Below are 12,611 nucleotides of genomic sequence, written 5' to 3'. Positions count from 1 at the left end.
CTAGTTAAATCAAAGGAAACGCTGTGGCTCAAAAGACCATTCATATATACACCGACGGCTCGTGCTTGGGTAATCCAGGGCCGGGCGGGTACGGCGCTGTGTTAATTTATAAGCAACACAGAAAAGAGTTGAGCGATGGCTTTGCCCACACCACTAACAATCGCATGGAACTCTTAGCCCCTATCGAAGCACTTAATAGCCTAAACGAACCGTGCAACGTCGAATTAACCACCGACAGTCAGTACGTAAAAAACGGCATTAATCAGTGGATCCATAACTGGCGCAAAAATGGTTGGCGCACGGCTGACAAGAAGCCAGTAAAGAATGCAGATTTGTGGCAACGTTTAGATGAAGCGGTAAAAAAGCACAAGATAAACTGGCATTGGGTGAAAGGCCATTCGGGTCACCCTGAAAACGAGCGCTGTGATGATCTTGCACGCGGTGCTGCAGAGGCAAACCCAACAAAGCCTGATGAAGGCTTTGTTGGAAAGTAGTATACCTCAGCGAAGCGTCTTTACTACGAGCATTACTAAAAGCTCTCACCGATAGCTTTTATCAAAGACGCTTACCACGAAAGCACCAACTTGCCCTGTGTGTCGTTGTTTTCCAATCGCGCATGAGGCTTGTCGATATCATCAATGCTGTAATGGGTATCGATGTTTACATTTAGCTCTTTATTTTCAAAAGCGGGCAAACATACGTTGGAAAAGTCACGTATCAAGTCCGCTTTATACTCGTCACTCCGGTTTCTCAGTGTAGTTCCAATAATCGAGGCTCTTTTACCTAACAGCATTGCCATGTCGAGGTTGTCGGCGTAACGTCCTGCGAGCATAGCTAAATAAACCACTTTTCCATCTTGCTTTAGTATTTTGAGGTTTCGATTTAAGTAGTCGCCACCTACCATATCAAGCACCATATTAACCCCTTCAGGCCACACTTTTTTAAGAACGTCTTCAAACTGCTGCTTTTTGTAGTTAATAAGGTGTTCTGCACCATTGTTTTCACAAAGGGTAAGCTTATCTTGGCTTGACGCTGTTACGGCACTATGTACGCCCCAATATCGACATAGCTGAGTGGCGGCCAACCCCACACCACTTGCACCACCATGAATTAACGCCCGTTCAGCCGGTTTAATATGCGCGATTGTGCGTAAGCACTGAAAAGCCGTAAGAAATACTTCAGCCAAACCCGCAGCTTCAAAAAACGGCATACTTTTAGGGATAGGCATTAAGTGCGCTGGATTAACAATGACTTCAGTGGCATAGCCGCCACCTGCAACCAAACCAAATACTTCATCTCCCTCTTTAAAGGTACTCACATCACGGGCAACTTCCGTTACGACGCCAGCGACCTCTAATCCGAGGATTTCACTTTCCCCTGGCGGAGGTGGATAGTTGCCTTGACGCTGCAACGTATCTGCTCGATTTACACCGAATGCTTTGACCTCTACTTTTACTTTTCCTGATGTTAGCGATAAACCTTCGCATTCCTTAACAACCAACTCGCTTGGGGTACATCCCTTTTCAAAATCCACATAGCGCATACTTTGCACCTAATCCTAGTCTTAAAATTTTAATCGTAATGTGTCTACGTACATCAATAACAATCAGTTTGGGTTTGTTTTGTGTTTATACCAGTCCGGATAGAGCATTTTAACTCTCGCTGAGTGGGTAATTATTTATGCAGATTGGTATTATTAACACAGAACTTATGAAATTGCGTATAATCGCGACCATTCTCATAAGCGAGTAAAATCGCTTAACTCTGTTTCACATTTATTAAATTAGTACGAGAGCCTTCATGTCAGCACAGGTCATATTACAGCCATCCAGAGACAAATCACTTCGCCGCAAACACCCTTGGGTATTCGAAAGCGCTGTGGCTGAACTAAAGGGCCGCGCGCGAGTTGGCGATACGGTAGACGTATTTGACTCTGAAGGCGACTGGTTAGGGCGAGGCGCTTACTCTCCAAATTCAAAAATTCGCGTTCGTATGTGGACATTCAAAAAAGACGAAAGCATTGATAACGGATTTTTCCTACGCCGTTTAGAAACTGCACTAGCCCTTCGCAAACGCTTGTTTGACCCAAACAAAACCAACGCGTTTCGCTGGATAGCGTCTGAAAGTGATGGCCTTCCAGGGATCACTATAGACCTATACGACAACGTTGCAGTACTTCAGCTTTTGAGCGCGGGCGGCGAAAAACACAGAGATAAGATAGTGTGGGCAATTACTAAGCTAATGCCTAATGTACACATATACGAGCGAAGCGACGTGGACGTGCGCAAGAAAGAAGGCTTAGAACCTGTAACTGGTGTACTGCATGGTGAACCACCTATGCAAGTTACAGTAAAAGAAAACGGCATCAACATAGTGGTTGATATCGAGAACGGCCATAAAACCGGTTTTTACCTTGATCAGCGAGACAGTCGCGCGGCGGCTGCACACTACGCGAAAGATGCCGACGTACTCAACTGTTTTAGCTACACAGGTACGTTTTCTTGCTACGCACTTGCTGGCGGTGCTAAGTCAGTGACTAACGTTGATGTATCTCAGCCTGCTCTTGATTTGGCTAAGCACCATGTAGCCATCAATGGTTTAGACGAAAACAAAGCCAATTACGTAAACCAAGACGTGTTTAAGGCACTCAGGGAGTATCACGAGCAGGGCAAACAGTTTGATATGGTGATACTCGACCCGCCAAAGTTTGTCGACAGCAAGGCAACATTAAACCGTGCTGCCCGCGGCTATAAAGACATTAATATGTACGGCATACATGCTGTTAAATCTGGTGGGCTGCTGCTTACATTTAGCTGCTCTGGCCTTATGCCGGCAGATTTATTCCAGAAAGTTGTGGCAGACGCTGCACTTGATGCAGGTCGTACTATCAAAATTATCGCAAGGCTTAATCAAGCCTCAGATCATCCTATCATTGGCAGCTATCCAGAAGGCTATTACTTGAAAGGTCTAGTGTGTGAAGTCACCGACGACTAGCGATTAAAAAAGCGCCCTTGTTGATGTATAGGGCGCTTAACGAAATCTATTGAGCTAACATTACGTTGTGCGAAAAGCTTACGAAGGTAAATCCATTCCCTTAAGATGCAAAGGTTATCTCATTGTTAGAAAAGCTACTTGATAACTGTTGTGAACTGTCATCTGATTGTTCCTTAACAACACCCTCTTTTTCTTCAACTTTCTTCCACACCATCTCGTGAAAATAAAACGCCACGGTATTAATGGCTGGCTCAACCAACGCTACAGCACCGCCTACTACCACACTTCCTGTCAGTAAGTAGGCAACCGTAAAGGCCACTGAAAAGTGCATCACTGCAAAGGTCATCGTCTTTTTCATATTCATCGCTCTCTCAAAATATTAAATCAGTTTGCTTTCGCGTTAATGAGAATTATTGGCAATTAAGACTGAGAGTTAAAATAGAAAAAACTGAACGGCCTATTCGGTTTAGTATATGAAAGCTGAAAGACTGTTTTCAAACCACAACGGGCTGGTCAACATAGGAGTGTAAAGAAAGAAGCAACACCGCGAGTACGTTATTGCTGTAGACCCTGACGCTTTGTGTTTTTTAGTTAGACACGAAAAGGCGAAGCTTTTACCCCGCCCTAACACGTTAGATTAGACTATTTCATCTGAGAAATTTCGACGCCTATAATGCAGCTTGACTCGGATTCAGGTTCACAGCGCACAACAGTCGCTAATGCTGCCAAAGATGGGATTTGCGAACTAGATGACTCTATTGCAACACTCACTTGTGTACCCACCTCAATTGAGGGTTCATCGACTTCCAAAGACATACCTGTAGCACTGATATCTCTACACATTGCCTGCATGGTGCGGCTCGACTCATCATCAGTAATTTGCAACTGACAAGGCGAATTTACCATCATCCTGAAAAAATTTCGCTTATCGTCGTATCCCAACATGTCTACTTCTCCTGATTTTTAGCGTTACGCTGACGACTACATCTGATGTTATAGGGCGATGCCGGTAACTTGTCAATCGAACTGTATAATATTTATTCAACAATTATTAAAAGTGTACTTTGGTCTAATTTCGACTACCTTCCCACTTAAATCAGCGACTCAGCCGTTTCTGCCCGCTGTTTTGTTTGCGATAACAAATATGTGCCCGCATGCCCTAGCCTAGCTCATTGATGCTACCTTACACCTAACGCCCTTTTTTAAAAGTCAGCGAGGTGCAAAGTGATACGCTTAGCCGAAATGGGATAAGCCGTACCAAGCTGCTGCGCAAACAACGAAACCCGTAATTCTTCTATCATCCAGCGCACATCATTAAGAGCTTGAGGTACTTTACCTATGGGGTATTTGCTGCACGCCTTTTCCCATTCTTTAATCGACTTTTCTACCGTGACCTGATGCATTCTGTCTTTGTTGGGATCAATGGGGAGCTTCTCTAGCCGACGCGCTAAACCTTTAATGTAACGATTCCAATCATCTAATCTGCTCTCGCCAATTTCAGAAACAAAACCAGGAAAAACTAACGATGCCAAGTGGGCTTTACAGTCTCCTAAGGCATTTATCATCGTCAGCGGCACGTTACCTTTCATTTGCTTCTGGCACTGGTGCGCGAGGGTAAGCCCCTGCTCCACTTGTTTGGCAATCTCTAACACTCTGTCATTAATGTTTGCACGAGCAATCTCTAAACAGGCTTCAAAATCGGCTTTGCTGCGAATGTCGGTGTTATTGGTTTTGCAGTAATCACTGACGATGGCGTCGATACCCGCAAAAATACAATCATCAATTAGCGCTTTCACTTGTCCAAATGGATTGAAATACAAACCCAGTTTGGCTTTATTCGGTAATTTGCTTTGCAAATAATTAAGCGGCGACGGCATCGCGTTTTTAATCAAGACATTCACGCCCTGCTTATGCAGCACTTGGGCTTTATCCGCCTCCTCAATTAACGCAATATCTACCTTATCACCCTTTTGCACCAGAGCCGGAAACGCCTGAACTTCAAACCCGCCTACTTTCTGCACGAAGGTTTCTGGCAAGCTTTCGAAATCCCATTGTTCTATGTTATTTCGCTCTAACTCCGGTGTTGCGGCTTTCTCAAAGGTTTGTTTCACCTGCCCTGCACACTGTTGTTTAAGCGCGTGCAGGTCGTCACCTTTAGCAATATCATTACCGTTGTCGTTAACTACCGCAAAGTGCATTTTCAAATGCTTATCAAGCTGATCTAAATTCCACTCTTCGCTTTCAATAATTACACCCGTCATTTTGCGTAACTTATCGGTTACAGCTTCAAGCAGCGGCACCGGACGGTTGTTCTTATCTGTTTCACTGATATCAGCAAGGCACGCCTCAGCAAAATTAGGCGCAGGCACAAAGTTACGACGCAAGCGTTTAGGCAAGGTTTTAATTAAACCCACAATTAGATCGTGTCTTAGCCCCGGCACCAGCCAATCAAAACCTATATTGTCGACTTGGTTAAGCACAGGCAGCGGAATCACCACAGTTACGCCATCGTCTTCAGCGTTAGGTTCGAAGTTATAGCGAAGCGGCAGCGTAATATTGCCTTGGCGCCATACATCAGGAAATGCGTTTGCTACCGACTGCCCAGGCTGCTGGCGATATACGTCTTCTTCTTTAAACGTTAAACTGTCGTTGCTTCCGTGTTGCTTAAACCACTTCTTAAACGCCGCGTCGTTATTGGCTTCAACCGGAATGCGCTTGGCGTAAAAGCTTACCAGTTCTTCATCATCGACTATCAAATCGCGACGACGGGTCTTTTGTTCAAATTCATCAGCTTGTTCAAGCAGCGCCTGATTTTCCTGTAAGAAGCTGTAATTGAGCTTAGTATTGCCCTCAACTAACGCTTCGCGGATAAATAGTTCGTGGCAAATTGGCGGGTCGATAAGGCTATAAACCTTCGCACGCTTCATCACTATGGGTAGCCCGAACAAAGTAACCTTTTCAAAGGCAATCACCGCGCCGCGCTTTTTAGACCAATGGGGCTCTGAATAGCTTCGTTGCACAACATGCTCGGCCAAAGGCTCTACCCATGTTGGGTCTATTTTTGCCACCATACGAGCAAATAGCTTAGAGGTTTCTACAAGCTCAGCTGCCATTACCCATTTTGGCTGAGATTTTGATAATCCCGAACCTGGGAAAATAAGAAAGCGCGAATTACGCGAGCCCATATACTCCCGTTCTTTATCTTTAAAGCCCATGTGAGACAGCAAGCCGCTGGCGATGGCTTGGTGAATAGCCTGATAGTCGGCTTCTTGTTTTGAAATGCCAAAGCCCAGCTCAGCAATAGACTTTTTAAGTTGGCTGACAATGTCCTGCCACTCACGCATACGTAAATAGTTGATGAAGTTTTGCTTACACCATTTGCGCAATTGGTTTTGACTGAGTGCGTTTTGCTGCTCTCTAAACGCCACCCACAAGTTGTAAAGACTGATAAAGTCAGAATCTTTATCGTGGTATTCGCTGTGCTTCTCGTCTGCTTGCTGGCGTTTTTCCTGTGGGCGCTCACGCGGATCCTGAATTGAGAGCCCCGCTGCAATCACCATGACTTCGCTTAGCGCATTAGTGCGCTCGGCTTCAATCACCATGCGTGCATAGCGAGGGTCGATAGGCAAACGAGCTACTTGACGACCTAACGGAGTAAGCTGCATTTTGCCGCTTTGCTTGGTTTTCCGGTTATCTTTGCCTTTCGCAATAGCTTGAATTTCTTCAAGTAAACGGAAACCGTCGTTGATATTGCGGTTATCAGGCGGCTGAACAAATGGAAACGCAGCGATATCGCCTAACCCTAAAGCAAGCATTTGCAAAATAACCGACGCTAAGTTGGTTCGTAGGATCTCTGGGTCGGTAAATTCTGGGCGGCCTAAATAGTCATCTTCACTATAAAGACGAATACAAATACCGTCTGACACACGGCCGCATCGCCCTGCTCGCTGATTCGCTGACGCTTGAGAGATGGGCTCAATAGGTAAACGCTGTACTTTACTTCTAGCGCTGTAGCGTGAAATACGGGCAAAGCCCGGGTCAATGACGTATTTAATGCCGGGGACCGTGAGCGAGGTCTCTGCCACGTTGGTGGCAAGTACAATGCGCCTACCGCTGTGAAACTGAAATATGCGGTTTTGCTCTGCCGCCGACAACCTCGCATACAGCGGAACAATTTCAGTGTTGCGATAATGCTGTTTGCTCAAAGCATCTTGGGTGTCGCGTATCTCGCGCTCCCCGCTTAAGAACACTAAGATATCGCCCGGTGCTTCACGCATTAGCTCGTCGACAGCATTTACGATGGCGTCGCTTTGATCAATATCGTCATCATTGTCTTCTGGCGCGTGGTAGCGAATTTCTACCGGATAGGTACGTCCGCTCACTTCGATAATAGGCGCATTATTAAAATGCTTAGAGAATCGCTCTGGGTCGATAGTAGCTGATGTTATGATGAGTTTTAAATCAGGGCGCTTATCTAAAAGCTGACGCAAATAGCCTAACAAAAAGTCGATATTAAGGCTTCGCTCGTGGGCTTCATCGATGATGATAGTATCGTATTGATTTAAAAAGCGGTCTTGCTGCATTTCAGCTAGCAGCATACCGTCGGTCATAAGCTTAACGTAGCTTCGCTCGCTTACCTGATCGCTAAAGCGAATTTTAAAACCCACCTTTTCGCCAAGCGGCGTGTTGAGCTCTTCGGCTATACGGGTGGCTACACTTCGCGCCGCTAATCGTCTTGGCTGGGTGTGGGCTATCATGCCATTTACACCGCGACCTAACTCTAAGCATATCTTAGGTAGCTGCGTAGTTTTACCCGACCCAGTCTCACCCGCAACGATAACCACTTGGTTATTCGCAATCGCTTCTTTGATATCTTCTTTTTTATCGCTAACTGGCAGCGGTGGGTATTCAACTTTGGGTAGGTTGTCTTTACGCCAGTTACGCTTTTCTACCGATGCATCGATGTCGCCTTCAAGTTTTTCAAACTGCGCTTTTAAGCTTTCTTCGCTAACCGCGCTGTTACGTTTTGAAACTTTGGGATTAGCAGCTTTTTTCTCCGCGCCTTTTCCTTCAACACCAGATTTATCATTCACTTTTTGTGCAAGCTGTGTAATGCGGCGCTTCAAGCGAAATTTATCTGCGCTCAAACAATCATCTAGTTTGTTGTAAAGAGGTTTTATTGCAAGTGTTGAAGACAAAGTGACATCCTAAAGCGTGTTTCTAATCATCAATAAAATTCGGGCGGTGATCCTAGAAGATACCGCCCTAAAAAGCCAGCGTGTTAAGCGTTACGAGAATTTAAGCGCTTTGGGTTAATTCATCGTCTTGGGGCGTTTTAAAACGGGGAAAACCGAACCAAATGGCCGCCACACCAAACACGAAAATCAGCATGGGATACCAGCAGTACGGTGTAATAGCTAACGGTGAAATACCTACTACGGCCGCGGCACTTAAAAGCTGCGCACCGTAAGGGACTAAACCTTGGAAACTGCACGAAAAGATATCCAAAAGTGATGCGGTACGACGAGGGTCAACACCGTATTTTTCATTTAAGTCTTTAGCAATTGGACCTGCGGTAACAATCGCAATAGTGTTGTTCGCCGTTGTAATGTCCAAAAAGCTAACCAAACCAGCAATACTGAACTCAGCGCCTTTCTTTGACGTGACCTTACGAGTTAAGCGCTCGATTAACCATGTTATACCGCCGTTAGCGTGCATAAGCGCCACAATACCGCCTATGGTTATAGCGATCATCGCTAAGTCTTGCATCCAGCCCATCCCTTTTTGGATGCTCTGCATCATTGAAAGTGGCGTAAAGCTGCCTTGTAGCAAGCCTACTACGCAGGCACTGGCAATACCCACTGCAAGTACGCTAATGACGTTAAACCCTGTTAGCGCAAAAGCGATAATGCACAAGTAAGGCACTATGCGCCAAAAATCGTAGCTGCCGCCTTCAACGATGCCAGAAGTATCAACATCTACCATAAGCAGCAACGCCATGGTGACGATGCATGCCGGCACAGCAACCATTAAGTTTGCCTTGAACTTGTCTTTTAGCTGAACGCCTTGGGTACGGGTTGCGGCAATGGTGGTGTCTGAAACAAACGAGAGGTTATCACCGAACATTGCGCCCCCCACCACAATACCCAGCGCCATTTCCACCGGCAGCCCTAAACTTGTGGCAAGACCTGCACCTATGGGCGAGAGCGCGGTAATGGTGCCCATGGACGTGCCCATTGAAAATGATATGAAACAGCAGATCAAAAACAGACCTGGCAATATAAGTGCAGAAGGCACAAATTGAAGTGCCATATTCACCGTGGCATCCCGAGCGCCAATATCAATAGTCACCGCATAAAATGCACCAGCTAACAGGAAAATAAGCACCAAGAGAATAATGTTTTTATCGCCACCGCCTTTACAAAACGTTTGTACTTTTTCAGAGAAGCTGACCTTTTTCCCTTTCGGGTTTAAACATAGCCCATAGCCAGCGCTGATAAAAAACGCAACCAAAATAGGCATCGCAGTGATGTCGTTTGTAGTAATGCCGGTTACCACAACAAGGATCACAAAAAGCAAAATAGGCGTTAAACCTAGCGGGTTAGGTGCAATAGAATTTGGTGCAATGTCTTTATTTTCGTGCACAGAAAACTCTCTTTTTGGGTTTTATTGCCTGCTAGCAACAGTTTAAAGGCTACGCGGAAAAGCCACCTGCCGGTTGCGAATGCGCAAGAAAAAGCTTCAACGAAACCATATTTTGACGGTCTTGAACGGTGAAAAGCTAAAGCTGCAAAGGATAAAAGGTTTTTAAAGCATTGAAAAGAAATTTACTTTCCAATAATTAACTCATCTGTACTGTGCCAGACGCTACGATTAGATTTCGAGTTATTACAGGAGTGAAGCTACAACCATTTAGCCGTAGAACGCGACTGCCGCCTAGCTATTTTTCATAGCTGTGTTGCATAAATGTTTGGCATAAGTGTGTGGCATAGCTCTGTTACGTAGAAATATGGACAGGCGCTATCAGTCATTCACGTTAAATTCTAAGCTCGCTAGGGGTTTTACCTGTGAGCCGTTTTACCGTTCGTCGAAAGTTAGGTAAATCGTTAATGCCCATTGCATTGGCCGCCGTCTCGTTACTCACTTTGTGCACCGAAAGAAGTAAAAGTGCATGATTGCGCTGTACTTCCTCGCAGAGCGCGCGATAGCTAGTGCCGTACTCTTTTAGTTTCCGCTTTAGCGTAGCCACGCTGACGTTTAAGGCTTCCGCTAATTCAGGTAATCCGATATTTGCTGCCTGTGTGTTGGAGGATGCATAAACATAACGCCTCACAAAATCAGGCAAAGACAAGCGGTTTTGCAATTCAATAGAAACCCCTTCTTTTGTTTGCGTTGCGCTATTACTAACGACACCTTCCAGAGAAACATGTGATTCAGCAGAACAATCCGACTGAGCTGTTAGCTTCAAAGGTTGGCGTAATACGTCTTTCTCAATGCAAATACTGTTAAAAGCGCGATTAAACGATAACTTAAGCCCAAGGTGGGTTTCGTAATCAGCAATATTTCTTGGTCGACTCTCGGTAAAAGAGAAAGATAAACGAATTCGCTTATTCGCTATACTTTTCATAAGTGCAACAACGCTTGCGAATGCCATTTCAATGGAGAACTGAAGCTGTTTGCTGCTTACCCCTGTAAACTGAGGCACTAACATTATTTGGTCGGCGTTTTCAAAACGCTGAAACTGACAGAGCGGTAGGCTACACCACCGGTATGTTTGGCGTTGAGTCAGCTGTAAAAGTAGCTGCTCTACATTTTCACATGCTTTGAGCGCATTAAGTGGACTAGATAGCCACTGCGAGGCGAAAGCGCCCCCCAGCAAAAAACTAACGTCGCCGCCTCTCGCCTGGCTTTGAACGTTCACTAACAGCGATGAGTATTGCTTTGTGCTTAGTAGTGATTGGTGTTGCAACGCATCTTCAAAAATACCTGTACCGCGCAAGAGCTTATTTTTATTCGCACCACGAGAGAGCGCCACATTAAGTGCTGCCCTCACTAACCAATACCCAACTATTACTTTATCTTGGCTAGACATCACTACATGAGCACTACCAGCACTATCGATGACACCCATGCCAAGCGCTTTAGCATCAACTTTTAGAGCGCCATTTACAGAGACACCCACGCCAAGCCCATCAGCACCGCCATTTACAGAGACACCCACGCCAGATAGACCTGTTAAATAACGACGCTGAGCTCCTGCAGCTTTCTCTTCGTCAGCAGAATCTCGTAGTGCGATTAGTCTTGGTAACATTAAATCCATAAGTTACTCGCTGCAGGCATCTTCATTCATCTTCACCGGTTACCCCTACCAATTACTTTCGCCAAATACACTGATCAAACCGGCCTAATTACGCTGCGCTATCATGGGCACGTTCAAGTTCTAAGAGCATGGTGTTAAGCACTGTCGCAAGGCGTTGGTTAGGTAACAAGGTCACTTGAGTACTGCGAGCGGTGGTGTAAATGGCGTTTGCATTTTGGCTGTGTCTAAACGCAAGGTGCTGAATGCTCACTTTGATATCGTTGAGGATAACGTCAGCCTGCATGGGCGAGACGTCTGGCATCAAAATAGCAAACCTATCACCGGCATAACGGCACGCTAAATCTTGCTGACGCAAATTCATGATAACCAACTGCGCAATATCGTGCAGATACCTATCGCCTTCTGTATACCCATGTTTTTGATTGAACAAAGAGAAGTTATTGATATCGATAATGGCGATGACAGCTGACTTGCCAGATTGCTGTAATTTATTAATTTGTGTTTTCCAATACTCTGCGCGGTAAAGCTGAGTGATGGGATCGATAGCATCGTGATCGCGAAAGTCCCATTCTCTGCGTCGTAATTGCAAATTTAACGCGCGCTGCTCTAGATGCCACTGATACAGTGCCGCGGTCATTACTACCATACCCACAGCCGCAGGATAAGACTCAATCATGCTAAGCCAATAAGCCTCTTCAGGATAATGAAAAAACTCATCCAAAAAATCTAAACTAACTGAAAATAGAAAGAAGCCGAGCCCTATCGTGAGAAGGCTCGTTACTTTACCTGGAGGACGGCTGGCAAGCGCAGCTAGCATCCACGCCAAAGTTAAAAAAGCAATGCTTCCCTCCCCCACAATATCGAGGCCTGATATCACGGTGCTTTCTTTTGCATTGCCAAACATAAAAGCTAAACAAACCGCTAACGCCACTACGCAAAATGTAAATGCTAGCCAAAGCTTGTGATGCCTAAATTGTGTTGAATTTGTAAAGGTAAACATAGTGCTCTCTTTGGAAATCTCTTGAATTGGATACATCACGCGTTAGTCCGGCCACCGCCAGCGTTTATAACAAAACGAGAGTCTTGCCCAAATCTGATGAAACTGTCGAGGGTCAGTTTGGCTCAGCAATGTGACATCTTGATGGCAGCGAACTTTAGGAGCATAAAAAGAGACACACAAACCAAACAAAATCAGTAATTTAAGCAAGGGTCAATTTAGCTCAGCCAATTGCAAATAGGCGACAATTACCGATTGTGTACCGCTTGTTCCATCAAATCGTCATATAACTGTCATGCA

9 protein-coding genes are annotated in these 12,611 nt (G+C 45.3%); 2 read left to right on the top strand and 7 right to left on the bottom strand.

Annotated elements, in window-relative coordinates; all coding sequences use genetic code 11:
* Positions 1-23: 23 nt before the first annotated feature.
* The gene (rnhA, locus tag MASE_RS07725; protein ID WP_014949181.1) at positions 24-494 is read left to right on the top strand and encodes a ribonuclease HI; all 471 of its coding nucleotides are present in this window, start codon (positions 24-26) and stop codon (positions 492-494) included.
* Positions 495-565: 71 nt separating this feature from the next.
* On the opposite strand, the gene MASE_RS07720 is transcribed toward rnhA, so the two are convergent.
* The gene (locus MASE_RS07720; protein WP_014949180.1) at positions 566-1,543 is read right to left on the bottom strand and encodes an NAD(P)H-quinone oxidoreductase; all 978 of its coding nucleotides are present in this window, start codon (positions 1,541-1,543) and stop codon (positions 566-568) included.
* Between the two features lie 257 nt (positions 1,544-1,800).
* On the opposite strand from MASE_RS07720, the gene MASE_RS07715 reads away from it, so the two are divergent.
* The gene (locus MASE_RS07715; RefSeq protein ID WP_014949179.1) at positions 1,801-2,994 is read left to right on the top strand and encodes a class I SAM-dependent rRNA methyltransferase; all 1,194 of its coding nucleotides are present in this window, start codon (positions 1,801-1,803) and stop codon (positions 2,992-2,994) included.
* A 100-nt stretch (positions 2,995-3,094) separates the two neighbouring features.
* Here the strand turns inward: MASE_RS07715 and MASE_RS07710 are convergent, their stop codons facing one another.
* From MASE_RS07710 to MASE_RS07685, 6 genes are all read right to left on the bottom strand, one after another.
* Positions 3,095-3,352 (bottom strand): DUF2061 domain-containing protein, encoded by a 258-nt coding sequence (locus tag MASE_RS07710; RefSeq protein ID WP_041693724.1) that lies wholly within the window; start codon positions 3,350-3,352, stop codon positions 3,095-3,097.
* A 284-nt stretch (positions 3,353-3,636) separates the two neighbouring features.
* A complete protein-coding gene (locus tag MASE_RS07705) occupies positions 3,637-3,939 on the bottom strand; it encodes a PilZ domain-containing protein (protein WP_014949177.1) in 303 nt (100 codons plus the stop codon).
* A 257-nt stretch (positions 3,940-4,196) separates the two neighbouring features.
* A complete protein-coding gene (gene hrpA, locus MASE_RS07700; protein WP_014949176.1) occupies positions 4,197-8,192 on the bottom strand; it encodes an ATP-dependent RNA helicase HrpA in 3,996 nt (1,331 codons plus the stop codon).
* A 100-nt stretch (positions 8,193-8,292) separates the two neighbouring features.
* Positions 8,293-9,639: a Na+/H+ antiporter NhaC family protein gene (locus MASE_RS07695; protein WP_014949175.1), complete on the bottom strand. Its 1,347-nt coding sequence runs from the start codon at positions 9,637-9,639 to the stop codon at positions 8,293-8,295.
* A gap of 391 nt (positions 9,640-10,030) precedes the next feature.
* Positions 10,031-11,314, bottom strand: a complete 1,284-nt coding sequence (locus MASE_RS07690; protein ID WP_014949174.1) for an AraC family transcriptional regulator — start codon at positions 11,312-11,314, stop codon at positions 10,031-10,033.
* Positions 11,315-11,402: 88 nt separating this feature from the next.
* Positions 11,403-12,314, bottom strand: coding sequence for a diguanylate cyclase domain-containing protein (locus MASE_RS07685; protein ID WP_014949173.1), 912 nt, complete (start codon positions 12,312-12,314; stop codon positions 11,403-11,405).
* Between the last annotated feature and the right edge of the window lie 297 nt (positions 12,315-12,611).

Origin of the sequence: Alteromonas macleodii ATCC 27126 (assembly GCF_000172635.2) — a bacterium.
Classification (GTDB): domain Bacteria; phylum Pseudomonadota; class Gammaproteobacteria; order Enterobacterales; family Alteromonadaceae; genus Alteromonas; species Alteromonas macleodii.
The sequence above is the reverse complement of the archived record's forward strand: the minus strand, read 5'-3'. Positions and strand labels throughout refer to the sequence as shown.